The sequence below is a fragment of the Tigheibacillus halophilus genome (assembly GCF_042683165.1).
Lineage (GTDB): Bacteria > Bacillota > Bacilli > Bacillales > Amphibacillaceae > Tigheibacillus > Tigheibacillus halophilus.
The window spans coordinates 927131-954022 of the sequence record NZ_JBHUIZ010000003.1; the positions used below are offsets into that span (position 1 = coordinate 927131).

Genomic DNA, 26892 nt, shown 5'->3' on the forward strand with positions numbered 1-26892 from the left:
AAGAGGTGTTTGAATTGAAAAAGAATCGAAATAAACTGCTTGGATCCTTAAAACATATTAAACGAGGCGAAAAAATAAACGAGGGTTGGACAGAGCAGAGCCCCCGCCCAAGAGCATGGGAAGATATTTATAGAAGGCGCTGGCAACACGATAAAGTAGTCCGTTCCACACACGGCGTGAACTGCACCGGCTCCTGCAGCTGGAAAATTTATGTGAAAGATGGCATTATCACTTCTGAAACACAGCAAACTGATTATCCTTCCACAGGAGATGATTTTCCAGAATATGAACCGCGCGGCTGTCCAAGAGGTGCCAGTTTTTCATGGTATACATACAGCCCGATTCGGGTCAAATATCCATATGTGCGCAAGGATTTATACGAGCTCTGGAAAGAGGAGAGGGCAGCCGGGAAAAATCCGGTAGACGCTTGGGAAGCGATTGTTTCTGATCCAGGAAAGAGAAGCCAATATGTAAATTCCCGAGGAAAAGGCGGTTTCGTCCGGGCTAGTTGGAAAGATATGTGCGAGATTATCGCCAGTTCCACTATCCATACGATAAAAAAATATGGCCCCGACCGTATTGCCGGATTCAGTCCAATTCCTGCCATGTCAATGGTCAGCTATGCAGCAGGTACCCGGTTTCTATCTCTCATCGGCGGGACAATCCTGAGTTTTTATGACTGGTATGCCGACCTGCCTCCTGCATCTCCGCAAGTCTGGGGAGAGCAAACGGATGTTCCTGAAAGTGCAGATTGGTACAACTCCAAATACTTTATCATTTGGGGGACAAATTTGCCGCAAACGCGGACACCGGACGCTCACTTCATGGTAGAGGCCAGATACAATGGTACGAAAGTCGTCGGCGTTAGTCCTGACTACGCAGAGTATGAAAAATTTGCAGATGTCTGGCTCCCTGCTAAAGCAGGTACGGACGGTGCTTTGGCAATGGCTATGACACATGTTATATTGAAGGAATTTTATGTTGATAAACAAGAACCATACTTCATTGACTATGTGAAAAAGTTCACTGACTTGCCATTTTTAGTCCTGTTAGAAAAAACAGAGAATGGCTGGCGCAGCGGGAGGTTTTTACGCGCATCCGACATAGGGAAAGACATGGACTTAAGCGAATGGAAAATGGTTGTTTGGGATGAGCAGACAGATTTGCTTGAAATTCCGAATGGCAGCCAGGGATTTCGATGGGATCGCGACAATAAGTGGAACTTGGAATTAGAAAAAAAGGATGGTACTACAATTGATCCTAAACTAAGTTTCATTGAAGACGCAGACGATACCGTCCAAATCGCTTTTCCATATTTCGCTGAAAAAAACGGTAATGTAGTTGAACGTGGTATTCCGGTAAAGGAAATAAAAGACACAAATGGTGAGGCACTGAAGGTTGCTACTGTTTTTGATTTAATGATGGCACACACCGGAGTCAACCGGGGCTTGGAGGGCAATTATCCCATTGATTACAATGACCCGAAACCGTACACGCCAGCCTGGCAGGAAAGCATTACAGGCGTAAATCGTCATCATGTCATCCAAGTGGCAAGGGAATTCGCGGATAATGCTGCCCGTACGAATGGGAAATCGATGATTGCCATGGGAGGTGGAACAAACCATTGGTATCATAGCGATCAGATTTATCGTTGTATATTGAACCTCGTCTTGCTGACTGGTTCGCAAGGGGTTAACGGTGGAGGATGGGCCCATTATGTTGGACAAGAAAAAGTCCGGCCGCAAGAAGGCTGGCAGCAAGTGGCCTTTGCAAACGATTGGCAAAAGCCTCCAAGACTCCAGAATGGTACATCCTATTTTTATTTTCAAACGGATCAATATCGTTACGAGACTACATTTAATGAGGAAACGACACCATGGGACAGCAAATATAGCCAAATGCATCCAGCTGATATGAATGCTTTGTCTGCAAGACTTGGCTGGCTGCCATCCTATCCGCAATTCACACAGAATTCACTGGACATCGTACATGCAAGCCGGCAAGAAGGTGCGAAAACAGAAGCGGATATTATAGCAGATGTTGTTAAAAAAATTAAAAATGATGAATTGGAATGGGCAATTGAAAACCCGGATGATCCACGCAATTTCCCAAGGGTCTTCTTTAACTGGCGTTCTAACTTGCTTGGGGATAGTGGTAAAGGCCATGAATTCTTTGTCAAACATCTCGTTGGCGGAGATAGCAATATATTGGCGGAACCGGAAAATTCCTGGCAGCCGACAGACGTTAAAACAAATGGCGATGCCCCAACAGGCAAGGCTGATCTGCTGGTCAGTGTAGATTTTCGCATGACAAGTTCAGGATTGTTTTCAGATATTGTATTACCGGCAGCTACATGGTATGAAAAATTCGATATCAGCAGTACAGACATGCATCCATTTATTCATCCTTTTAACGCTGCCATCTCACCTCCATGGGAAGCAAAAAGTGACTGGAATACGTTTAGGGAGATCAGTAAAGTATTCTCGGAACTGGCGAAAGAGCATTTGCCTGCTACAGAGGAACTTGTGACCATGCCGCTGGCACATGATTCTGAACAGGAGATTGCTCAAGCTATGGGGAAAATCAAGGATTGGCGAAAAGGGGAAGTCGAGGCTATTCCTGGTAAAACAATGCCATCCATGAAAATCGTGGAGAGAGACTATCCAAATGTGTACGATAAATTCACCAGTATTGGGCCTTTGATCAAGAAAGGATACGGTGGTAAGGGAGTGCTCATACCTGGTGAAGAAGTGTATGAGGAACTGGGTGCAAGGCTCGGAAAATCGAATCGTGAAGGACTGGGCAAAGATCACCCGGATTTATATACAGATAAAAAGGCAATTGATGCCATTTTATTAATGTCTGGAGCTACAAATGGAAAGCGTGCTGTTGCAGGATGGAAGTCTTTAGAAGCGAAAACCGGACAAAAACTGGAAGAGATTGCAAAGCCTAGGGCAGAAGAAGATCACACGCTTCGAGAAATAACGATCCAACCTAAAAACGCTATTTCCACTCCTGTTTGGAGCGGATTGGAAAAAGATCACAGGCGCTATTCGCCGTTTACGGTCAACACAGAATACAATATTCCATGGCGTACATTGACTGGGAGACAGAGTTTTTATCTTGATCATGAAATGATGCTGGATTTTGGTGAAGCACTTCCACTATATTTGCCGCCATTAAGATATGGGCCATTCCTTAAAAATGAAACAGAACCGGAAGCTATAGGAAAATCGCTGACTGTCCGCTATCTGACGCCACACCAAAAGTGGGGTATCCATACCATGTTCACAGATACCACCAACATGTCGACATTGTTCCGTGGATGGCAAGTGCTCTGGATGAACGAAGAAGACGGTAAATCAATCGATTTGAAAGATAATGATTTTGTGGAAGTATATAACCGTAACGGCGCCATTGCCGCCAGAGTCATACTGACATATCGATTGCCAAAGGGAATGATCTATATGTATCATGCCCAGGACAGAACGATGGGTGTACCTGCGACAAGCATCAATAGAAAACGTGGCGGAACCCATAACAGTGTTACGAGAGTTTCCTTAAAACCTACGCATATGATTGGTGGTTATTCGCAGCTCAGCTATGGTTTCAACTATTATGGCCCCACAGGACACCAAAGAGATACTGTCGCAGTCATCAGGAAGCTGAAGGAGGTAGATTGGCTTGAGAATTAAGTCACAAGTGGCAATGGTGATGCATTTGGATAAATGCATTGGGTGCCATACATGTTCGGTTACTTGTAAAAATACGTGGACTAATCGGCCTGGCACAGAATATATGTGGTTTAATAACGTGGAAACCAGACCAGGCACAGGCTACCCAAAGAGGTGGGAAGACAGAGATCAGTTCAAGGGCGGATGGGTATTGAAAAACGGTAAACTGCAGTTGAAAGCCGGCGGCCCAATTTCCAAGCTTGTAAACATCTTTTATAATCCCGATATGGCAACGATGAAAGATTATTATGAGCCTTGGACGTACGATTATCTTAACCTGATAGAAAGTCCGAAAGTGGATAACCTGCCTGTCGCACGTCCGCAATCGACAATAACGGGAAAATATATTGACAAACCGGAATGGGGACCAAACTGGGATGATGATTTGGCAGGCGGATCAGATGTGGTTTCACAAGACCCGACTGTTGAAAAACTGCAAGAACATATATCGCTGGAATATGAAAAAACATTCATGATGTATTTGCCGAGAATTTGCGAACATTGTTTGAACCCTTCCTGTGTCGCCTCCTGTCCGTCTGGGGCCTTATATAAAAGGGATGAAGACGGCATCGTTCTGGTTGATCAGGAGGAGTGCCGCGGTTGGCGATTCTGTATGAGTGGCTGCCCATATCATAAAGTGTATTACAATTGGAACACTCACAAGGCTGAAAAGTGCAATTTCTGTTATCCAAGAACAGAAGCAGGTCTGCCTACCATCTGTTCAGAAACCTGTGTAGGCCGCATCCGCTATATTGGTGTTGTACTGTACGATGCAGATAAGGTCAAAGCTGCCGCTTCAGTGGAAGATCCAAAAGAACTTTATCAGTCACAACTCGATGTCTTTCTGGATCCGTTCGATCCAGAAGTGATTAAAGAAGCCAGAAAAGCTGGCATCAATGAGGAATGGATTGAAGGGGCACAAAATTCTCCCGTATATAAAATGGCAATGAAATGGAAAATCGCACTGCCATTACATCCGGAATATCGAACATTGCCGATGGTATGGTATGTACCGCCACTAAGCCCGATCATGAACCATATAACAAATGAAGACGAATTAAGTACAGACGGATATATTCCTGCTGTTGATCAAATGCGGATTCCCATGAAATATTTAGCCTCTATCCTTTCCGCAGATGATACAACTGTAATTCGCAAAGTACTGATGAAACTGACCGCGATGCGTGTTCATATGAGAGGAAAAACAGTAGGCGGCGTAGATGCGTTCCGGCAAAGCGAACTATTAAAAGAAGCCGACACGACTCCTGAAGAATTGGAAGAAATGGCCCGCTTATTAGGAGTGGCCAAATATGATGAGCGCTTCGTCATTCCTACTGGCCGAAGAGAAACAGATGACGATTTATATTATGCCCAAGGTGCTTGCAGTCTTGAGGATATCGCCCCGCCGGAAGGACTGGTCACTTACCCATTTGGAAGGGGAGAATGAGTTATGGATCAACAAGCGCGTGCATTGCTACTGGTCACTTCAAGGCTTTTAGAGTATCCTGACATCGATTTGGATAATTTGCAAAAAGAAATTACCGACTATGGAAAAGAGCATTTCACTTCCCCTGAGCTGCAGGAAGAAGTCGAATTGGCGATCACAAGCCTACAGAATGAGAAGCTTTCTGATGTACAGATGCTTTACGTACAAACTTTCGATCTAAAATCTAAACATGGGCTGTATCTCACAGCCCATGAATTAGGAGACAGTAATAAAAGAGGAGCGGCGCTAATTAAATTGCAAAAAATTATCAATAAAGCAGGCTTCGACCGAATTGATGATGAGCTTGCAGATTATATTCCGATGCTTCTTGAATTTCTAGCTGTTTCAGATGATAGTAATGATAATGAAAGAATGTGCAAAAGGCTTGGTGTCGCTCTCAGCCGCATCTTGCGATTTCTGCCATCTGAAAATTTATATCACCCGGTCCTGTCTCTGTTGATGAAATATGTATTTCCGAACCCTACAAAAGAAGATGTGGAGAAACTCGAATTTGACAGGGAAGAAGCTGATTTAGAAGAGTTGCCTTACCCAATCATGTATCACTAAGGAATTCATTTGAGGAGGAAAAGGTATGAAAGACATTTTTTTATGGGTTATTTTCCCCTACATCACAGTAACGATCATGATTTTTGGTCTTCTATATCGGTTTGCATACCGCCAATTGACTTGGGCTGCACCATCTACTGAATTCTTTGAAAAGAAGTGGCTGAGAATCGGATCTCCTCTTTTTCATTGGGGTATTGTGTTTGCTTTTATTGGGCATATCATGGGTATGGTTATACCACAGGGATTCTATTTATCGTTAGGAATCACGGATGAGCTGTACCATTTTGGAGCCATATATGGTGGAGGCATAGCGGGGCTGATGGTAGTTGTCGGATTGATTATTCTGTTCATCAGAAAAATAGTAATCGATCCTGTTAGAATCCATGCCACATTCGCTGACTTCTTCACACTTATCGCCCTGATAATAGTAGCTGGTATGGGAGCGTACATGACACTGGTTTATAATACGACGGTATCTGAATACGAGTATCGGACAACCATTGGTCCTTGGTTCAGAAGTTTGTTCATTTTCCAGCCGAAATATGAATTGATGGCAAGCGTGCCAACCTTATTCAAGGTGCATATACTGGCAGCATTTGCACTGTTTGCTTCTGTGCCGTTTACAAGACTTGTTCACTTTTATAGTATCCCGGTCAATTATCCATCAAGAGCGCCACAGCAATACCGAGCCCGGGCACAATATCATAAATGATCGTTTTGATCGCAGCCGGGAAAAGGTAATATCCTTTTCCCGGTATTTTTAATTTATCTTGATCCTGAAATATTGAAAAAGCAGCTCGCTGCTGGACATTTAAAAATAAAAACAGGTAATACTACTAGCAACCAAGTTAGAAAAAGGTGATATGTATATGAACGAGGAAAAAAAGTTTTCAACTGGCACATCATACTGGATGGATTCTGTAACATTACCGGATTTTCCTTCACTAGAAGAGACAATTGATACAGATGTCGGGATTGTAGGAGCAGGAATAACCGGGTTAACGACGGCCTATCTTTTAGCAAAGAATAACATAAAGACGGTCCTCATCGATGCGAATGGAATATTAGAAGGAACAACTGGACACACAACAGCAAAAATCACTGCACAACATGGACTCATTTACGATGAGTTAATCAACCATTTCGGAAAAGAAAGCGCTTCACTTTATTACAAAGCGGCGACAGACGCAATAAGTATTATCGAGAACACGGTTAGGGACTTGCAGATTGAATGTGATTTCTCCAAGGAAGATGCCTATATTTACACAGATGATGAAGAATATATTTCACAGTTGGAAAATGAAGCGAAAGCTTATGAAAAATTAGATATCCCAGGGGGGATTGTTGATGATCTTCCTTTGGAAATACCGTATAAAAAGGCGTTGGTAATGAAAAACCAGGCACAATTTCATCCATTAAAATATTTGCTTGCTCTAGCAGAAGCTTGCAAACAAGCGGGTGTGACAATTTATACTGACACGCCGGCAATAGATGTAGAACATTACAAGCACCCGGCTATCATCACAAGAGCCGGCCATAGAATAAAATGCAAAAACGTGGTTGTTGCTTCACATTTCCCTTTTCATGATGGTCAAGGACTTTATCCGATCCGGATGTATGCTGAACGTGCTTATGTGCTAGCAGTTAAAACAAAAGAACAATTTCCCGGTGGCATGTATATTAATGCCGAAGATCCTACAAGGTCAATCAGGGCACTTTCTTCAAAAGAGGAAAATATTTGGCTGATCGTCGGTGAAAACCATAAGACCGGCCAAGGTGAACAAATGACAACACATTATGAGGCATTGAAAGAATTTGCCCAAAAACAATTTGGTATAGCAGAGGTGCTTTATCACTGGTCTACCCAAGATCTGACAACATTGGACAAGCTACCTTATATTGGACCAATTACTAAAACAGAAGATGCAGTTTACGTTGGAACAGGATACAGAAAATGGGGTATGACAAGCGGAACCATCGCCGGAAAAATCATTTCAGATGCCATTATCGGAAAAGAGAATGCGTATGCTCATATTTTTTCCCCATCAAGATTCAAAGCTGATCCGTCAGCAAGGAAATTGATAAGAGGGAACACGGACGTAGCCAAGCATCTACTAAAAGGAAAATTGGATTTTACAAAAGAACGGTTTGATGATTTATCTGTTGATGAAGCTGTCATTACCAGAATAGACGGAAAGCGGGCTGGGGTTTATAAAGACGCCGAAAATCAGCTGCATATCGTGGATACTACCTGTACCCACTGGGGTTGTGAAGTTGCATGGAATGATGCAGAACGAACATGGGATTGCCCTTGCCATGGTTCAAGGTTTTCGTATACGGGGGATGTGATCGAAGGACCGGCAAAACGGCCGTTGAAGCACATAGACGGGGAATGAAGGGAAATATTCGCAAGAGTGGATTGGACTACATGAACGTTATCCTATGTTATGCTTAAGATGAATGATTTAAAGGGAGATGAACAAAAAATGCTTGGCGTACATGCGAAAAATCCCGGTGGCCCAGAACAACTGGAACTGATTGATGTTGCTGTTCCGAAACCGCGAAAAGGGGAAATATTGATCAAGGTTCATGCAGCTGCTTTGAACCGGACAGACATTATAACCAGGGAAGGAAAAATGTCATACCTTCAAAACCCCATTTTAGGTGTAGAAGTCTCTGGCACAGTTATCGACTCCAACGGTACAAATTTTGTAAAGGACGAGAAAGTTGCGGGACTTGTTAATGGTGGGGGGTATGCGGAATATGCTGTAATGCCTGCAGAAAGAGCGATGAGGATACCCGACTCATTTACATTTGAGGAGGGGGCAGCAATTCCGGAAGTTTTCTTGACTGCTTATCAAACTTTATTCTGGCACGGCAGGCTGCAGCGGCGTGAATCAGTGCTGATTCATGCAGGAGGAAGTGGTGTAGGTACCGCTGCCATACAGCTGGCCAAACAAATTACAGGAGCTAAAGTAATGACCACCGCCGGATCAAAAGAAAAGCTAGCTGTCTGTAAGGAGCTTGGTGCCGATGTTTTAATCAACTACAAAGAAGAATCGTTCGACCACGAAGTACTAAAAGCAACTGAAAATCAAGGTGCGAATGTCATTCTTGACTTCATTGGTGCAAAATATTGGGAAATGAATACCAAAAGCATCAGCCAGGAAGGCAGATGGGTGCTTATTGGAACACTTGGCGGCAGTACAGTAGAAAAAATGAATTTAATGACGCTGATGTCGAAATGCGTACAAATTACAGGCACATTGCTGACACCAAGAAGCGATCAATATAAAGCAGATCTTACTAAAGAGTTTATGGATGTGGCAATGCCACTGTTTAAACAAAATAAAATCAAGCCGATCATTGATCGCGCATTTTCGTTCCAAGATGTACAGAAAGCACATCAACATATGGAAGATAATAAAAACATCGGTAAAATTATTTTGACGTGGGATTAATTTCTCACGTTATTTTTCATTTTTGTCTCAATATCACAAGTATACTTTAGAGTTGAGACTTTTTATCGTAAGTTCCTATAATATATATTATGTAAACTAGGATTAATTTAGGCCAAGAATAACGTTCTTCCCTATAGTTCCTATAATAACTGTACTTTGGAACATACCTTCGGCACATTCCTTATAATTATTTGAAATATTCATGTGTACGATAATCCCTCTTTTGAACGATAATGTTGAGTTTTTGTACAGATAATGAATTATCGTCTAATCACTTTACTTTTTTAGGAGGTTTTACCATTGCAACTAAAAGCTGCGATTGACGAATTCATTTTGTACATTCAGATTGAAAAAAATTACTCTACCCATACGGTTATCAGTTATGAGTATGATTTAGATCAATTTCTAGCCTTTCTATGTGATCATGATTGCTCTACCGGTTTGGCTGACATTACAACGACCCAAGTACGTCGCTTTATCCAAAATCAACTTGGTAAACAGAAACAAAAACCAAGGTCAATCAATCGGAAAATATCCTGTTTAAAATCGTTTACCAAGTATTGTATACGAGAAAAATTTCTCTCTAATAACTTCATGGACAGCATTGAAAAACCAAAGTTTGATGATAATCTTCCTGTCTATATGACACTAGATGATCTCAAGCAACTATTTCGATCAATAGAAAATGACGATTCTTCTTTATCAATACGAAATGAAGTCATGATTAAATTACTTGCTACGACTGGTATGAGACGCTCAGAATTAGTGGCACTAACATGGGAACAAATAAATTTATCGAATCAAACCATACGTGTTTTTGGTAAGGGGAAAAAGGAAAGATTATTACCATTACATGCAGCCCTTATTCCCTTACTATACGAATATAAAGAAACGCTGAGGGAATTTCAAATATATCCAACAGAGCCTGTATTTTTGAATAAAAATGGCGTTTCACTTAATCCGCGCGGATTACACTTAATCTTTAAGAAAGCATTAGAAAAAGCAGGTCTGCCCCCCTCTCGCTTTTCATTACATCATTTACGCCATACCTTTGCAACGCTTATGCTGCAGGAAAATAAAGAGAATATTGAACTCAGAACACTTCAAGAATTGTTAGGTCATGAAAGTATTACAGCAACGGAAGTTTATACGCATGTCGAGTTTGAACAAAAAAAGAAAGCCATTGATTCGTTTAACATCTTTTAGAACATCATCAACTTGTAGAGAAAATAACTACCTTTTCCGAGGTAGTTATTTTCTTATGAATAAGTAGTTTTTATCCATAGTTGATGGATAAAATCCGTTCGGAACCGGATGTGGTTGTTGTGCATTTACCGCCATTTGCATTCCCATCCCTGCTTGGTAACCATTTTGATATGGATTTGCCATGTATGGATGTGGTTCCATTGATGAATGTCCTTCTCTCATTGGAAACATGGAGGTTACATTATTCGGAACAGCAGCTGATTGCGTTAACGCCTGTTCCATTTTAGACATCGTGAATCGAATAATCTGCTCTTTAAATAAGTGTACCGCGTAAACATTTTTCATCTGATTTTCAAATGCTACAGGTAACTGTTCGTAGATAGCTTCTAAATCCATTTGAACGCCAAATTTCTCATCCATTTCTAATGCTGTTTCCAGTACAGTTTCTAATAAGAGTTGTACCATTCGTAATTGTTTTACTTCCCGTGTATCCCGTCGAAGATACCGTTCCAATGCACCCAACTCCGTTTTCTTTGAATGTAACAAGAGCAATCGAATGGCATTGTCTTCTACACCCATTTCGTGGAATATGGTTGCGATAGTATAGCGTAGTCCATGTGGTGTAAAATATTGATCGGTCTTTATTTCTTTCTTCTTTTTCTTATTAGTCGTTGATTCACTATTCTCGTCATCCTCTACTGAATACTTGAGCCAGCCTAAATGTTCACATATTCTTTTTACAATGTAATTCATTTGTTTATTTGCAAATGGCTTTCCTCTTAGACCGTACAAGAGGGAATCTTCAGGATCGGCTACTTTTGTATAATCGCTAAATACAGACAGTACCTTTGGTGGCAATGGGATGAAACTTTCTCTATGCTTAGAGTTGGGGGTTGTTTCTTCTTGATTATTTTCATCTGTACCTGTTTTCCCAAATTCAATTCGTAGTCCCCCTATCTCAAGATCCAGCGTTCGAACTTTTAATTGCTTCAAATTGGTCGAACGGAGTCCCGTATAGATTTCGATTAACATCGGTAGTAAAACGTTTACCCCTTCTGCTTGTAAATCATGTGCTGCTTTATAAACTTGATAAAGCTCTGTAAGTGTCAGGTCTTTTGATAAGTATTGATCAGCTGTATAATCGCTAATATTTACATTTAAAAATGGATTGCCTTCTATAATATTTGCGTTATTTAAATGTCGGAATATTGATGTCATTGTACTTTTTTGCTGATTTAATGTATTCGGGTTTTTTCCAGCATGATCTTTTTTCCACTGCATACAGTACTGATATGTTACATTCTCAATTGTCGGTTCTAATCCAACACTTCTCATATGCCCCGAGACTTTTTTTACATTTCTACGATATGCATTCTTTGAATTAGTGGACCAATCACTTATTTGTTCCTGATCTTTGTAGGCTTCTTCTAATGTGCTTTTTGGTATAAGACTTATTTTATTCATTGTGTACTCCCCTTTTCAAAGCAAAAAAACCCCAAGCCTAATACAATGGATATTCGAATACGGAATTCGATTACCTTGTATAGCTTGGGGTTCTCCCTTTTTTAAAAATATTTAATTATATTTCTAATCTTGGTATTATATTAACATATTATGATTAAATGTAACAAAAGAGTTATATATTATGCATACAAATATAAGGGACTAGTTTCTTGTTTGCATAATCTGACACTAACCATCACAGATTTCACCTACAATAAATCCCACAATGGAATGAGGTATAGTTGTTTCTTTATATCCTACTGCAAATTATTAATACTACGATAACTTTTTGCTTAAAGAACTTAGTGAATTATATTCCAAAGAAGAATGAATTTAACGGGTTATCAGTAATCAATTTACCTTTCACACAATCAAGAATAATTTCATGATCTAACAGTTCTAACACCTTATCCATACTAACCAACTTCCCATTTAATACTACTAGATTCTTATCACTCTGAATTTCTCCAAATGAACAAATTCTATTTGCTTCTTCCAATTGTAATACATACCGAATAGTTAAATTGCTGCTATTTGACCCAAAATCCACATCTATAATGGAGTCAATTAAAAACATATTTGCCACTGTTGAACTTACCTCTGCTTCGATACATTTAACATTCATTATGAAACCACCTGTTTAATTAGTTTCCATGTATTATGTACAGATAGAAGTATCGATATTCCTACTCATTATATCTACTCTCATTTATTATGAGATTGTGTTTATGGTATTGATTTACCGCTCTTGTCATGTTATTTACCACCAATTGCCAATGAGTGTATCAATGAATTTAATTGCTACAGATACTTTTACCATAGGATGATTCAGTGAGTATTGATACTGATACAGATACTAGCCCCATCACCCTTGACCTTGTTTGTGTCCGTGGTGGCGGTTTTGATGGCGGATGGTGGAAAAACAGCCTTTAGGGCTACATCCGCATCAGCAGCGTACCACGGACAATCACTTCTAAGTTCCGCTGGCGTGGCCCCGCCCCCTTCCAGCGATTACTAAAAAGTGGCACGGCGGTCAAGGGAAAGCAACTAAAGCTGTAGTTAGTAGTAAATTACTAGTGGGTTTGTAAATAGGCATTTAGTGGTAAATTTAATGTCATTCGATGGTAAATAATATGTCACAGGTGGTAAATTTCAATGGCTGTAATCACCTTATTGAAGGCTTAGGTCAGAATCCCTTTTACATCCCCGAAAAGCGTTTCGAATATATTCACATCGACTGATGTCGTTGTTCCATTCTCGTAAGGAACATTTTTTGCGTCTATTTATGATATGGTTCACCGTGGTGGTCTAAGGGGCAAAAATGTATAGACTACCTTCCTTTTTGAGATGTATTTTACATTGTGAGCAATAAATAGCTTATATAGGAGTTAAACGAAACGCTCAGGAATAAACTGAGCGTTTTATATTACATTTTACTTACGTAATACAATAACTATGGTAAAATTTGTATATACTCGAATGTCTGAATACATTTATTAGATTGTTATATTAAATACTGATTACGATTTAATCTATAAAACTAACTAAAGGGAGGATAAAGAAATGAATAATGAAATTTCAACCACCACTTCTGGAAATTTGAAAGAACAACAAGATACTAGTCTGGATCTATTTAAGTTTGAAAAGGGATTAATAACATATTTGCAAGAAAGTGGATTACCTTCTGACTCAGTTCTTGTTCCAGTTCCACAGCGAATTAATGTGTATAGAAATATCCCCGATGCGCTATTTAATCTTAGCCCAGAGTCTAGGAGTAATTCATTATACATATCTAAGTTTGTAGCAGCTGTAACCGCAGGACTATTTGATGCAGCTTTAAATTATCTATGGGACGAAACAATAAATGAATTGCGAAACAGAGTTGTCCATTATGATTTAAATTACTTTTTTGATAATGCGGTTAAAAGCCAAGAAAAAAGAAAACGCTTAAAAGATGAATCTGATTTAGACAAGATAGATGACAGTGAACTTATTCATGGTGCTAAAGAAATAGGATTGATATCCGAATTAGGCTTCAAACATTTAGATTATATAAGGTATATGAGAAATTGGGCAAGCGCTGCACATCCAAATCAGAATGAACTAACTGGATTACAAATTGTATCATGGCTGGAAACCTGTATAAATGAAGTTATATCTCTTCCACTCTCTAATATTACAATAGAAATAAAAAAATTATTAACAAATATAAAAGTAAATGTAATTAGCGAAGAGGAAGCTAAGCAAATTGCTTCTTTCTTTCAGGACTTCTCCCAAGAACAGTCCAATACATTAGCTCAGGGATTATTCGGAATATATACAAGAACAGATACTACTACTCAAGTGCGTGAGAACATACATCGGTTATTACCATATTTGTGGGGACTGGTTGATGAAAACACCAAAAACCTCTTTGGTATTAAGTATGGAAAGTTTGTAGCCAATAATGATCAGGAAGAACAGAATTACGCTAGAGCATTTTTAGAAATTGTATCAGCTGAATCTTATATTCCAGATGGATTGAGGGCAGCTGAAATCGAGACAGCCTTAGATGACTTACTAATAGCACATAGGGGAACTAATAATTTTTATAGTGAACCTCCCCTTGCTAGGGAACTTTCGCGTTTAATAGGTGATTCAAAAATTCCGGAACAGGTTAATAAAAAGTATGTTCTAACACTAGTAGAGGCTTTCTTAACAAATGGTCATGGAACTGCATGGAACGCTGACCCTATTTATACAGGTTTAATAAAGCAATTTGATTCTAATCAGGCCCTAATAGCAATATTATCCTTTAATGACGAAACAATATCTAGTAGTCTTCAATTCAAGTTGTGCCAAAGTAAATTTAGAGAGTTGCTAGAAGTTCTTAAAATAAAGATTACATCTAGTGCAGTAACAGAACTAATTAAGGAAATAGAATCATTTTCTGGACCACTTGATAAAATGAAGGATGATTCCCGTTTTAAGCAAAAGGTGTCAACTTTGAGAAAAATTGTTTCCTAATAAAGATTTAAATAACACAACTTAATACCCATACCATGAGCAGAGATCCATCAAGTTGATGGATCTCATTGTATTCCATTTCACCTTTTAAAAGACTAAGAGCTATTTGCTACTGGTCCATATACATAATACATAATTAGTATTAATCGAAATAAACTTCGTGTGTTATAAACGGTGTTTAGTTCCATATGGACAATCTGGATATGGTAGTCTATCTAAATGATACATGAGAAAGGCTAGGTATTTATTTGTATCAGAGACAAATTCTGAAAAATCCCCGATATCCTTATTCTTAAAGGCATGAATAATATTTCTACGTTGTTGTATTTTTAAAACCCATGCATCAAATTCCTCTGTTTCTATTGACTCCCATATTTTTTTATTAAAAAATTGCCTTAGTCTATCAAACTTGATAGAGTCAGGTTCTACCAGTCCTTTATTATTTTTTATACTATCTTCATCCTCGGAGTAATCATTGAAATATACAGAAAGAAATAACTTTAAAGTTCCCTCTACCAATGCACCAAGATTTACCCAAGCCAAAATTAGATCACCATCCCTTGCTCCATGTTGAGGTGAAATATCCCATCTTTTCAATGAGTAAGATAATGAAACTTGCCAATCTAATCTTGACTTGCTCAATAAATTCGCTGCTTCAATAGGCGCCCAACCAATACTATTAGACCAAAAATTGTTTGCAAAGTTATTTAATTCTATAATCTTATCAACAGTTTCCGCATAATCTAATTGATCAATTTTATCCATCACCTTACAAAGACACCAACCCTTTTTATAACTTAAATAAACACTATATATTATTGAAAATACTTCCATTCTCATTACCTAAGACTTATACAGCTAATAACCATAATCCGCCATACCTTTTAGTAACTTTCTTAATTTTATGAGTAATATTCCTCCAACTGATCTTGATAAAAGCCAAGATCGAGTATTTCTTTATTATTCTTAGGAATAGCTAGCACCAATAGTTCTTGTGGCCTTGAACATGCTACAAATGCAAATCTATTTGCTTCTGTTCCTTGCTGGAGCCATTGCTCAAAATGACCTCCATCGGAGTTTTTTGAAACTGAAGAAACAAATAGAACAGCCTTATAAGATTCGCCTTTTACACCGTGAATCGTATCCACTTTTATCTTTGAATTAGAACTTGCTTTTCGTGCCAAAAGGCTTTTAGAAATTGGAGTCTCAGTAAGTTTATTAGGGGATCTCAATCTTGCAGATACTTTTTCGAAAGTAATTTGAACTTCTTTAAGTTCACTCATATATAGATTAAACTCAGTCTTTAAGACATTTTTAATCCAATCTTTCCATGTCTGCTCTTCGACACCGTTTTTCATGAAGTCACTAGAATCAACAAGCCTATTAAGAAAGTTTTTAAGTATTAAACGCCATTCCATTGGTTGATAAGAATAAGGTGTCTTAATATTCTCTCTCCTAATTCCTTTCCCTTCATAAACCAAATCAACTAATACATTTCCATAGGTTTGTAAAGCATATTGTTTATCTAAAACATTACTTGCTTGCCAGTGTGCCATTGCAGAAGCTATCTTATATGTAATACTATTCTTAACCTTGTTTAAGTTATTATTTTCTTCATAGCCTTTTAGTTTATTTACCAATGAAGAACCTCTAGCAATTACTGCTGCATCCTCGATATTTATATTTCTCATTTTTAATAAATTGATAAAAGCATCTCTGATTTTTTGCATATCTTCATTTTTGTCATAAACCCAAAGCAAACAGCTTTTATTGAGACTTGATTTAGTACCAATTATTTGTTGTTTTTTAGATAACTTGGTAATCACATCACATATTTGTTGCACACTTCTATAATTAGTACTTAATTCTAATTCTCGTAAACCCCATGTTATAATTTTTCCTCTTACATTTTCAGGAAATACGTTCCTAAATTCATATATTGATTGGTCTAAATCTCCCACTAAATGGATTGAAACTCCTGCCTGTTTTAAAAGCTCAAAAATTTCAAGTTGAATCTCAGATAAATCTTGACATTCATCGATAATAATAAATGGGAATCTTTGTGCGATTAAATGCAATATATCAATTCTCTTCTGTAATACCTTATAAGTCCAGTATTCTATATCTGAATAAGTAACAAAACCATCCTTAGCAAACTTTAATTTTCTTTCTAATAATGTATTAATTGTATATGCATTATTGTCAATCCTTATTTTGTCATTGGTAGGCAATAATTCATCATTTTTATCAAATGTATAATCTAATATTGAAACACTTTTATAACTATAATTTTTTATCCACGGACCATGATTTCCTTCTTGAATTAATTTATGAGTGTAGTCATTGTTTTGCCCAATAAAACCGGTAACTTCTTTAGCAAATGGATGGAAAATATATGCATGTATCCAACTATCAATCGTTCCGACAAAGTGAGGGTAACCAACAGACTTTTCTTCAAGATAGTAATTTGCTCTTTTCTTTATTTCATCCGCAGCATTATTTGTAAAAGATAAAACTGCTATACCACTGGCTTTAGAAATCCAATTGTTTATTTCATAGGCAAATTTTAGACTAACAGAATGAGTTTTTCCACTTCCCGGACAGGCACTAAGGAAACAACCATAGTTTAATGGTTGTAATACAAAATCAGCTTGTTGTGATGAAGTATTTAGTATATCCTTATGTTTTAAAACGGATTGTACCAAATCAATTTTATTCGTTTGGTTTTTCAACAGTACTTGATTTACCAGCTGTATTCACTCCCTTTGCTTCAAGTTTACATGCCCATAAAATTGCATTTTCAATATATTTAGGTACAGTGAAATCAATATCATCTTTTGCGAGTTTATAGGCCAATTGTTGTGAAAAAATACCTTTACCGCAAATCCTAGAATCATCTATTTTGTCCAATAAATATTTAGCCATTTTAGCTTTTTCACTATCAGCGGCACTTGGAAATAGTTTCACATTCTCCTTAATTTGTTTTTTTACAGACCCTTCAGTTTCTATGATATCAAGAAGGATATTGGACATTATAGAAAAGTTTTCCTCGTGTAGAGCTAGATCATACTCAAAGGTTTTCAAATTACTAAATAAACGGCAATACTCACTTTTATTTATATTTGTTTGTAGCTTTAAAGCTGAATTATTGCAATCACATTGGTTTTCATAAAAAGGGGTCGAATCCTTTACTGGATCACAGTCTGTAATTCCAGCACATCTAATAGGGATTCCTTCTCCACTTTTTTCTGCATTTATAAATAACTGAAAGAATGAATCAAAATATATGCCTCCCATATTTATTATTGAAACACTATACTCTTCTAATGAGTACTCTGAAATTTTATCTTTTGAGTCTAATTTTTTGTGTAAAACCCTTTTTGCTAACTCCGGAACAACTAGTGCCTCTGCAATCCCCTCAACTAGAATTATACCTCTTGCAAAAAGTAAAGTTGATTTAGTAATATCCATCCATCTCTGTAAAAAGAACTGTTGCTTTGGTTTTAGCCCCACATTCTTTAAGGGTACTATAACGGGGCTTCTATTTAATTCATTTTTATTAACAACAAGCATATTATCAAGATCTATTGAAGCAGCTATTGTAGGGGAATGTGTAGTAACTATGACTTGAATCCCTTTAATCTCTGCTTGTTTCTGAATATATTCAAGAAGTTTTGTCTGAAGTTGCGGATGAAGGTGAGCTTCAGGTTCCTCTATAAGTAAGATTTCATTAGATATCTCTTGTTTACTTACGTCTTCTAATTCAGCAAGAACTGTTGCCAAATATAATAAATTGTTATAGCCCAGACTATTCTCAGACAGTTCTCTATAATTATCTATTGACGTGTTAACATCCAAAAATGGATAAAACAATAACTTTAGATTCTCAATAATTCTTTCAAATCGCGTATCTGAAAATGAAATACTGATATCTTGAGCGAGATTTTCTCCCAATGCCTCTACTAAACGTGATTTAATGTTAGTTTTTGCTTTTACAATTAATTCATCTTTTAACAGTTCCTGATTGTTTTGCTTAACCGTATCAACTAAACGTTCCTTTGCAGTATTTTCTGGGTCTATTTTTGTAATTAACCGGGATAATCTAGATCCCCTTACGTTCCTAAGACGATGCTCTGCATCTCTTAATGGCGGTAAATATGTACATTTAATAGATTTATATGTATCCCACTCAAAACTACTACTAGATGAATTTCCGCCCCATATCTCTTTTTTGTAGTGTTTATTTTGAGTTGTTTTATTCTGTACTTTTAAGTGTAAAGTTGCTGTACTTAAATCCTCCGTTTTTAACCAAGGTAAATATGCAACTTGTTCAATAGATCTCATTCCAGAAAACTCTATATCTATTTGAAAGCTTGCACTAGATTCATTATTTCCTTCATTACCAAATGAGTGCCTAAAGTCTCCTCCAGAGACCATTGATCTGCCAAACTCATCATCATTCAGAATTAATCGAATTGCATCAACGATTGCAGATTTCCCACTACCATTTTCCCCTATAATTACTGTGAGACCTTTATTTAAAGGTATTTCTGTTTTTTCGTTAAAACACCGAAAGCCATCGATAATTAGTTTAGATATGTACACTATTCTCCTCCTTATTTCTCATGTAATATTGCTAGAAAAGCCTTTACTTTAAACCCACAATAGTAACTAACCATCATAACATTGTAAAAAGTTTTAAAAAATTCCAGTTACCATAAAAGTTATTCATCTAACTTTTCTTTAAATGACTGACATTCGCTGTGATAATCTATATTGATCTTTTGAATCTGTTACTAGTTGTAGTTCTCTATCCTTTACTTCTGTATACCTTACTTGACCTAGTTGATAATAATTTTATTCTTTCTCAAAAAACTTTTAATAATCTATTGTTACCTTACACTTCCGAACGCAATGTCTTATAAACATCCGCAGCAATAAATGCATAAACAGTTTTAAAGTACGAATCATCTGTTCCTATTAATCGTTGGTAAGCCTCTGTATCTTTAGTATATTCATCCATTACTCGATCAAGGAACACGTCTTTAAACAAACTATTTTCAAACATTTCTTGGCTATTGTTTTTAGCCATGTTCACTATTTTCGCATCTCGTTCTTCTGTAAATACCTTATGCAATGTTTCTACTATAACTCTATCATATGGTGAAAAGTCATCTGGAAATCGCTCGTTAATTCGGTGGATAATCTCTTCTAACGAATCACGCTCTTCAACTGGTTTTACATTTGCATTAAATTCTTCGGGATGCTTTAATTGCCCACCTTCTTCATTTTCAGCAACAAGCATGATTTCGCCTTCAAAGTCCTTTTGCAGCTTATAATATTCAAGTTTTACTTTATCTGCAATATCCACCTTTTCACGCTTTTCTTTAGGGATAAATTTTAATAAATAACTTGTGTAAATGTTTTCTTCTAGTAATTCCATATCAAATGTACGATCTAACTGTGCAACATAGTTGTACCATTTCCCGAAGTTACGTAATATCACCCTGAACTCATATTTTGTATCTTCTGGTAAGTCCTCATAACGCTGAATGACAGGCTTGAATAAACTAGATATACGACCTAATAAACGCTCATCTTGCTTCTTTTGTGCCTGTTTAACTAGTTTCATCACTTGTGTAATATCATCGTCATTGTACAAAGCAAATTTACGTAATTTACTTTGTGTGTCGTATATTAGATTTAAGTTTACTTCTTCTTTTAATGTTGTCACTTCATAGAATGGTTGGAATGCTTCTAATATCTCTTCTTCTGTGTTCACAAAATCTAATATAAACGTATCTTTCTTTCCTTGCATCGTTCGATTTAAACGGGATAGTGTCTGTACTGCTTTCACACCACGTAACTTTTTATCGACAAACATCGTATGAAGTAAAGGTTCATCAAAACCCGTTTGATATTTCTCTGCAACTATTAATAAATTAAAGTCATCCCCATGAAATGTTTCTTTTAGCTGGTTCTCTTTAACCCGCTCGCCATCTTTCGTTACGTTCATATTCGACTCCGTGTATTCTTTATCATCATCTGTAACAGAACCTGAAAAAGCGACAAGTACATCAAGATCTATATAACCCTTTTCTTTAATATAAGCTTTAAATTCCTTCATATAGCGAACAGCATGGAGACGTGACGGGGTAACAATCATTGCTTTTGCTCTACCACCAATTGCCTTTTTTGTTACTTCTATAAACTGTTCAACCATTACTTCTGTTTTTTGTCGTAATACCCAAGGATGGAATGATTGATACCGCGCAATTGCTCGTACTGCTTCTGTTTTTGGTAATTCAGGGTTTTCCTCAATTTCTTTTGCAATACGATAAGAGGTTTTATACGTCATATAGTTTTTTTAATACATCTAAAATAAATTCTTCCTCAATCGCTTGTCTCATACTATAAATATGGAATGGCATAAAACTACCGTCAGCTTGCTTTGTACCAAACATTTCAATCGTTTTCTCTTTAGGGGTAGCCGTGAAAGCAAAGAAGCTTAAATTATGGTGTTGTCCTTGAGATAATAACGTTTGGACGAGTTGGTCTTGGTCATCTAATGTTTGGTTTTCTATATCTTCTTCAATTTCTTGATACTCTTTAAGTGATGCTTGTTTATCTGCAAGAGCTTGTTTTAACTTTTGTGCGCTTCTTCCAGTTTGCGAGGAATGTGCTTCATCGACTATGATACCAAATCTTTCTCCTTCTACTGCATCGACTTCTTGATAAATGACAGGGAACTTTTGTAGTGTTGTAATGATAATTTTCTTTTTATCGTTAATTGCATTTTTTAAGTCTTGAGATGATTTATTATCACCAATTGTTTCAACTTGTCCCATAGTATGTTCAAAACTTGTAATTGTGTCCTGTAACTGTCGATCTAATACTGTCCGGTCTGTAACGATAATAATAGACGAATAGATTGGGTTGTTCTCTCTATCATGTAAAGAAGCTAAATGGTACGCTAACCAAGCGATACTATTCGATTTCCCCGAACCTGCAGAATGTTGAATAAGATAATTTTTCCCTGAACCATGTTCTGCTACATCTTGTACAAGCTTATTTACGACGTCCAATTGATGGTAGCGAGGGAATATTAATATATTCTTTTTCACTTCAAAATTCATGAACCGTTCAATAATATCCATCAATTGATTACGATGCAGAACTTGTTCCCATAAATATGCTGTAGGATACCCGTCAGTATTAGATGGGTTTCCTTTTCCACCAACTTCCCCAGCACCATTTGATCCTTGGTTAAAAGGTAAGAAGTATGTTTTGTTTTTTTCCAGTTTGGTTGTCATAAATACTTCAAAGTGGTCAACAGCAAAATACACTAGAAAACGTTTATTAAATTGAAATACGGTTTCACTTGGATCACGATTTGTTTCAAATTGCAGTTTTGCATGTTCAACATTTTGTCCAGTATATTGATTTTTGGTAAATCTTTTCGTATCGATTAAAGATTTTTTTCTTTGCACCCAAGGTTAATAAGGTCTTCGACTATTTTTTTTCTGTATATACATAATTGTGCAGCTAAATATTCTTTCCCATTTTTACCTTTGACCTTTTTAGTCTTAATTGAATTATTGGCCTGTAGAAAACCTTTGAATTTTTCTACATGAGATCGATCTCCCTCTTTCAAACAAAATTCAAGGACGTTTTTAAAATTGTCTACATAAGCATCCGCATAAAGCATTCCTAACCAATAAGCTTTAATACTGGTATCAATTTTCTCAAATATTGATTCATCTACTTTATATATTTCCCTTTTTAAATCATAGCCTTTTTCTTCTAAATATCTACTTAGTACATAAAAGCTAACGTTTGCTTCCTTTGCAGATTTAAATAATGCGTTAGTTTTATTAAACAGATTCTCTGCTGTTAACAATTTTCTTTCTAAATCTATTGATTTAAAGTTATTCTTCGCCTTTATTATATGTCCCCTTTGTTTAAGCCAATTACTAAATCCCGCTCGACTAATTTTAAGTTCTTTAGAAGTATTTCTTAAAGACCTTCCCTTTAGGAACATTTCTTCCCCTTTCGTATATTTTGCTTGTATTTCTTCTTTATTATGATTTCCCGCTATAACTTTTACTTTTATATCTTTTGACCTCAAATAAGCAGAAACCTTTTTTCTATTGAGACCTAATACCTGTTCAATCTTCGTACAAGAATATCCTTCTTGTACATATAATTTTTCAGCTTCTTCATAGAGGTTTTCTGGAGTAAATTCCATTCAAATACACCACCTTTTTTATTAAGGTGTGCAAGAAAAATAATGGTATGAATGGTAATTTTTAGTAGTGTTTATTAATTGGATATTCTATATAAGTTTTTTATATAACAGTAATTCTGCAAATATGTATATTTTCTATAAAAGTTGTACAAATTATATTAAACGATAATATGCTTTATCTGTGCAAATAATCAACTATTCTACTCATAAATTATGTGAACGTCCCATAATTTAAAAAGAGTCTCCAAGGTATAAATATTATGTAAACTATAAATAATTAATTTCTTGATTTATACTTTATTGACCATTCTCCTTTTTGCCTTCTTTTTACAGCAATTTTATGTAATTTAAATCATTTGTCCATTAATTAATCCAAGAGAATAACTTAATTGTCCATTTCCACATCTCTATTTCTGTGTTTTGTTTCAAATCCCACACATGATACACCAACTCCTTTAACAATACTTATTAAAATTAGCTTCGCCAGTTAGTATAAAATCTCTGTTTTCGCTCCACAGTCGGCTCTTTTCTGGAATAAGCGTTAAGTCCTACCATAACGGCTCATCTTTATCGCTCAATTTTATACGGCAAATAATAAACGGAACGAATATCAGACTTAAATACCCTAATGTGAACATTCTTTGGGTTTTGGCAGAGACGTATTGTCTATGTCCGCAATTTGGGCAGTCTTTTCCATTCTTTGAAAATCCGAGTGACAAAACTTCTTTGAACTTCCATTCATCATTGCAGTTGGTGCAACGTGACATTGAATCGCTCCTCGTCAATAATTTATTGGGCATAAGATCTATTCATTAATACTATTCGCCAACCGTCTGGGTCTTCTATTGTAATCCCTTGCTTCTTCCAGTATTCATTCTCCGGTTCAACCCCTGTATACCCCATTTTCCTTAACCGTTCCGATACTTTATTAATTTCATTTTTATCAATTATATAAAATACTAAGAGATTATCTTTTGTTGGGGCAGGGCAAGGACTACCATCAATATGGCGGGTGAATTCTAAATGGTAGTCAACATCTGGCAATCCAAATATGACTCCTTCATAACCCCGGTGTCCTTTAAATTGTTGAATTAGTTTAAGCCCCAAGCCATTTTGATAGAAATCAATGATTTCTTCAAATTTATCAGTAGGTCTAGCTATTCTTATCTGTGCTACAGTGAAGTCGTTAAATTCCAAATTTAAAACCATCCTTTCTTAGAAAAATTTTTAACACCAGATTTCTTTTGTGTTCAACTAAATGGCTCGATAAATGAATAAGGTTGTTACACAAACGCACCTTGTTAATGGCAGATTAAAAGTAATAGGGATTCACCGTCCCTCCTATTGAATATTTGACTGTCCCATTATATGGCCCGATTCTGGAGTATAGGCTAATATTTAAGACCGATGTTTATTTAACTTTTCCTGTAGGTACTCTTCTGATTTCCCCTTGAAGATACTAAGGGTTTCCCAACTTTCATCTTTTAATCATTTACCTATATAAACAATTTGACCAACGTGATAAGCATAATGAGCCATTTGTCTTTCAATAGCTCCTAGTACAGTGTGCTTTTCACCTCGAATAGCTATATTCTTTAACAGGCCTTGATTCTCTAATCCATTTAATGTATCAAGAAGTGTGTTCCAGCCCTTTTCCCAAATAATCATCATTTCCTGTTTAGACGAGACGTCATCTTCAAATTCTTGATCGCGATTTCTAGAAGATTTCTCCCCATCAGTTGTCAATTAACCAGACCCCACAGCGCTTTAATGGATAGCATGTTGTAGGATTGGAACCGAATGAACCTGCTGGTAATCTCAAGGGTGAGGCAATATAACTATATTGGGTCATAGAGAATTTTTCCCCTCATAAAACCTTATTAGAAAATCCAGTCCGTTTGTACGATGCTGACAGCCATTGGTGAAAGCGCTTAACCTAGAAGTCTCCTGAAAATGTTGCTTTTTCATTACCCTCCCTGTTTTCAACCTGTTCGTCCAAAAATCTTTTAATTGGAATGTTTGTGTATATAAATAAGCCGGTAATTAAAATACTGAAGAACCAACCTGCAATTTGCCTGTATATTAGCATTTTATCATAACCGTCAATACCATATTTTTGTAGGAGGAGTGTGTTTAATCCAGCCAGAAAAAGACCCCTGACAATGAAACCAAGCTGAATGAACTGAAACCATTTAAAAATTCCTTCTTGATAAAATAGCCAGGTGCTATCTTTTCGTGCGTGCCCTTGCAGATATACAAAATCAACTGCAAAGTATAAAGCAAGAGGGCGTTTAATTATTAGTGCGATAAAATGAATAAATACAAATACCAAACTCAAATATATTCCATTCCACAACATTTGCTCGGCTCCACCAGACAGTAAGTCAACAACCGTTCCTACTACTAATGATCCCAGAATAAACAACCCAGCAATGTTAAATTGTTTCTCCACATAGAAACGATAGCAAGTGTAAATAAAACCAGGTACAGTTGAAATCAGCATTGCAGCATAATCTCCAAAGATATCCCTGCCGTATTTCCATATAATAAAAGGAACTGCTGCATAGAAAATTATATCCATTAAAACTAGCGTTTTACCTTTACTATTTTTCTTTTCCATCTTTGTATAACCTCACCTTTTGCACATTGTCTAGTCAACAACTGCATCTTTTTTGCTATCTAATCCATACTCTTTCATTGCATTCTGTAAATGTCTTTCATTAAAAATACGCCTAGTATTAAAGGAAAAACAATATAGAACCAAAGTGGCTGTCCGTGAGGGACCTTCATAAAAATAGCTGTAACACCTTTATCCCAGATAATAATTTCAAAAGATAATTTTTTTATTAGAATCACCTCTTCAGATTAATTGTCTAGCACCTTCTCTCTCCTTCGTTAAAGCAGATTTCAAGTTTATCATAAAACTCATGAAAGGAAATAATCACCGCGAATTAGACGCCATACTTTTATAACAATTGTGCATTTATTGGAAGTATTTCTTCATACCGCTTGTGTTCCTAATAACTTCGATCTTATTTTCATATTTACCATATTTGCTGAAAAAATTAACCTTAACCACCCTTTCAAAATATCGATTCCATTTAAACATTTTGAAAAATATCTTTACAGATGGTTTGTAATTTGATTTTTCCAATCGAAGTTTTTGTTTAAGGAACCTTTTTATAATTCTGTATATTCTTATCGAATAATCGGTATCCAAAAAGATAATCAACTCTGCATGATGAAAACAATTACTGACCCAATCTTCATTATGTACCCCTTCGATTATCCAATTATCGGATTGTATTATTCTATGTAGATACAGATCTCTTTCTTGACTGGTTCTTTTTATATCTCCAGATTTACACCTCTTCCAAACCACATTATCTAACTCGTAATACGGTATATCTAACCTTGAAGATAGCTTTTTGGCTAAAGTTGTTTTACCACTTCCAACAGAGCCGATAATATGTATTCGTTTAGCATTTGTTTTCAAAAAATCACCTGATCCATCATGAAATGACATTCAGTATAAATAAGACAGTAGCGAAGGATTATCAAGTTAATGTGAGTGAGGAAATTACACTTTTCAAAGCTGTCGAAAATTAATGCACTACATAAAATAATTTAATATAGATGTATAATTTTCTTCGGTGTGCTTCCTTGTCTTATCTTAATAAA

Annotated in this window: 19 protein-coding genes and 1 pseudogene; 8 read left to right on the plus strand and 12 right to left on the minus strand. The window is 36.6% G+C overall.

The genetic code is table 11. The annotated features are described in order from the left end of the window. Positions 1-14: 14 nt before the first annotated feature. From ACFSMW_RS05245 to ACFSMW_RS05275, 7 genes are all read left to right on the plus strand, one after another. Complete coding sequence (locus tag ACFSMW_RS05245; RefSeq protein WP_390353628.1) at positions 15-3695, plus strand: nitrate reductase subunit alpha; 3681 nt, start codon at positions 15-17, stop codon at positions 3693-3695. Then, positions 3685-5181 (plus strand): nitrate reductase subunit beta, encoded by a 1497-nt coding sequence (gene narH, locus ACFSMW_RS05250; protein ID WP_390353630.1) that lies wholly within the window; start codon positions 3685-3687, stop codon positions 5179-5181. Before ACFSMW_RS05245 ends, narH begins: the two co-directional genes overlap by 11 nt. A 3-nt stretch (positions 5182-5184) precedes the next feature. Next, a complete protein-coding gene (gene narJ / locus ACFSMW_RS05255; RefSeq protein WP_390353631.1) occupies positions 5185-5787 on the plus strand; it encodes a nitrate reductase molybdenum cofactor assembly chaperone in 603 nt (200 codons plus the stop codon). A gap of 25 nt (positions 5788-5812) precedes the next feature. After that, the gene (gene narI, locus ACFSMW_RS05260) at positions 5813-6499 is read left to right on the plus strand and encodes a respiratory nitrate reductase subunit gamma (RefSeq protein WP_390353633.1); all 687 of its coding nucleotides are present in this window, start codon (positions 5813-5815) and stop codon (positions 6497-6499) included. Positions 6500-6656: 157 nt separating this feature from the next. Continuing rightward, positions 6657-8183 carry an FAD-dependent oxidoreductase gene (locus ACFSMW_RS05265; RefSeq protein ID WP_390353634.1) on the plus strand — a complete coding sequence of 509 codons (1527 nt, stop codon included), beginning with the start codon at positions 6657-6659 and terminating at the stop codon, positions 8181-8183. 90 nt (positions 8184-8273) lie between these two features. Beyond that, positions 8274-9248 carry an NAD(P)H-quinone oxidoreductase gene (locus ACFSMW_RS05270; RefSeq protein WP_390353936.1) on the plus strand — a complete coding sequence of 325 codons (975 nt, stop codon included), beginning with the start codon at positions 8274-8276 and terminating at the stop codon, positions 9246-9248. Positions 9249-9548: 300 nt separating this feature from the next. Then, positions 9549-10454, plus strand: coding sequence for a tyrosine-type recombinase/integrase (locus ACFSMW_RS05275; RefSeq protein WP_390353635.1), 906 nt, complete (start codon positions 9549-9551; stop codon positions 10452-10454). 45 nt (positions 10455-10499) lie between these two features. Here the strand turns inward: ACFSMW_RS05275 and ACFSMW_RS05280 are convergent, their stop codons facing one another. Together ACFSMW_RS05280 and ACFSMW_RS05285 are read right to left on the minus strand one after the other, a co-directional pair. Beyond that, on the minus strand, positions 10500-11918 hold the full coding sequence (locus tag ACFSMW_RS05280) for a tyrosine-type recombinase/integrase (protein ID WP_390353637.1): 1419 nt from the start codon (positions 11916-11918) through the stop codon (positions 10500-10502). Positions 11919-12267: 349 nt separating this feature from the next. Further along, a complete protein-coding gene (locus ACFSMW_RS05285) occupies positions 12268-12582 on the minus strand; it encodes a hypothetical protein (protein ID WP_390353639.1) in 315 nt (104 codons plus the stop codon). A gap of 938 nt (positions 12583-13520) precedes the next feature. On the opposite strand from ACFSMW_RS05285, the gene ACFSMW_RS05290 reads away from it, so the two are divergent. After that, positions 13521-14963: a hypothetical protein gene (locus ACFSMW_RS05290; protein ID WP_390353640.1), complete on the plus strand. Its 1443-nt coding sequence runs from the start codon at positions 13521-13523 to the stop codon at positions 14961-14963. A 165-nt stretch (positions 14964-15128) separates the two neighbouring features. Here the strand turns inward: ACFSMW_RS05290 and ACFSMW_RS05295 are convergent, their stop codons facing one another. From ACFSMW_RS05295 to ACFSMW_RS05340, 10 genes and pseudogenes are all read right to left on the minus strand, one after another. Continuing rightward, the gene (locus tag ACFSMW_RS05295) at positions 15129-15803 is read right to left on the minus strand and encodes a hypothetical protein (protein ID WP_390353642.1); all 675 of its coding nucleotides are present in this window, start codon (positions 15801-15803) and stop codon (positions 15129-15131) included. A 62-nt stretch (positions 15804-15865) separates the two neighbouring features. Next, on the minus strand, positions 15866-17695 hold the full coding sequence (locus ACFSMW_RS05300; protein WP_390353644.1) for a UvrD-helicase domain-containing protein: 1830 nt from the start codon (positions 17693-17695) through the stop codon (positions 15866-15868). Further along, on the minus strand, positions 17676-19568 hold the full coding sequence (locus ACFSMW_RS05305; RefSeq protein WP_390353646.1) for an ATP-dependent nuclease: 1893 nt from the start codon (positions 19566-19568) through the stop codon (positions 17676-17678). Before ACFSMW_RS05305 ends, ACFSMW_RS05300 begins: the two co-directional genes overlap by 20 nt. A gap of 292 nt (positions 19569-19860) precedes the next feature. Then, a pseudogene (locus ACFSMW_RS05310) lies at positions 19861-22411 on the minus strand (type I restriction endonuclease subunit R); the annotation flags it as partial. Positions 22412-22431: 20 nt separating this feature from the next. Continuing rightward, complete coding sequence (locus tag ACFSMW_RS05315; protein WP_390353647.1) at positions 22432-23211, minus strand: hypothetical protein; 780 nt, start codon at positions 23209-23211, stop codon at positions 22432-22434. A gap of 548 nt (positions 23212-23759) precedes the next feature. Continuing rightward, positions 23760-24011: a TIGR04104 family putative zinc finger protein gene (locus ACFSMW_RS05320; RefSeq protein ID WP_390353648.1), complete on the minus strand. Its 252-nt coding sequence runs from the start codon at positions 24009-24011 to the stop codon at positions 23760-23762. Continuing rightward, a complete protein-coding gene (locus tag ACFSMW_RS05325) occupies positions 24001-24408 on the minus strand; it encodes a VOC family protein (RefSeq protein WP_390353650.1) in 408 nt (135 codons plus the stop codon). The genes ACFSMW_RS05320 and ACFSMW_RS05325 overlap by 11 nt, the downstream gene beginning before the upstream one ends. Positions 24409-24699: 291 nt before the next feature. Beyond that, on the minus strand, positions 24700-24957 hold the full coding sequence (locus tag ACFSMW_RS05330) for a DUF1572 family protein (RefSeq protein ID WP_390353652.1): 258 nt from the start codon (positions 24955-24957) through the stop codon (positions 24700-24702). 190 nt (positions 24958-25147) lie between these two features. Beyond that, positions 25148-25831: a VC0807 family protein gene (locus ACFSMW_RS05335; RefSeq protein ID WP_390353653.1), complete on the minus strand. Its 684-nt coding sequence runs from the start codon at positions 25829-25831 to the stop codon at positions 25148-25150. 363 nt (positions 25832-26194) lie between these two features. Beyond that, a complete protein-coding gene (locus tag ACFSMW_RS05340; RefSeq protein ID WP_390353655.1) occupies positions 26195-26707 on the minus strand; it encodes an AAA family ATPase in 513 nt (170 codons plus the stop codon). Positions 26708-26892: the final 185 nt, after the last annotated feature.

Excerpts from the sequence above, each read along its gene's own strand:
- narJ (WP_390353631.1), top strand. The coding sequence starts at position 5,185 with ATGGATCAACAAGCGCGTGCATTGCTACTGGTCACTTCAAGGCTTTTA.
- narI (WP_390353633.1), top strand. The coding sequence starts at position 5,813 with ATGAAAGACATTTTTTTATGGGTTATTTTCCCCTACATCACAGTAACG.
- ACFSMW_RS05265 (WP_390353634.1), top strand. The coding sequence starts at position 6,657 with ATGAACGAGGAAAAAAAGTTTTCAACTGGCACATCATACTGGATGGAT.
- ACFSMW_RS05270 (WP_390353936.1), top strand. The coding sequence starts at position 8,274 with ATGCTTGGCGTACATGCGAAAAATCCCGGTGGCCCAGAACAACTGGAA.
- ACFSMW_RS05280 (WP_390353637.1), bottom strand. The coding sequence starts at position 11,918 with ATGAATAAAATAAGTCTTATACCAAAAAGCACATTAGAAGAAGCCTAC.
- ACFSMW_RS05285 (WP_390353639.1), bottom strand. The coding sequence starts at position 12,582 with ATGAATGTTAAATGTATCGAAGCAGAGGTAAGTTCAACAGTGGCAAAT.
- ACFSMW_RS05290 (WP_390353640.1), top strand. The coding sequence starts at position 13,521 with ATGAATAATGAAATTTCAACCACCACTTCTGGAAATTTGAAAGAACAA.
- ACFSMW_RS05295 (WP_390353642.1), bottom strand. The coding sequence starts at position 15,803 with ATGAGAATGGAAGTATTTTCAATAATATATAGTGTTTATTTAAGTTAT.
- ACFSMW_RS05315 (WP_390353647.1), bottom strand. The coding sequence starts at position 23,211 with ATGGAATTTACTCCAGAAAACCTCTATGAAGAAGCTGAAAAATTATAT.
- ACFSMW_RS05320 (WP_390353648.1), bottom strand. The coding sequence starts at position 24,011 with ATGCCCAATAAATTATTGACGAGGAGCGATTCAATGTCACGTTGCACC.
- ACFSMW_RS05335 (WP_390353653.1), bottom strand. The coding sequence starts at position 25,831 with ATGGAAAAGAAAAATAGTAAAGGTAAAACGCTAGTTTTAATGGATATA.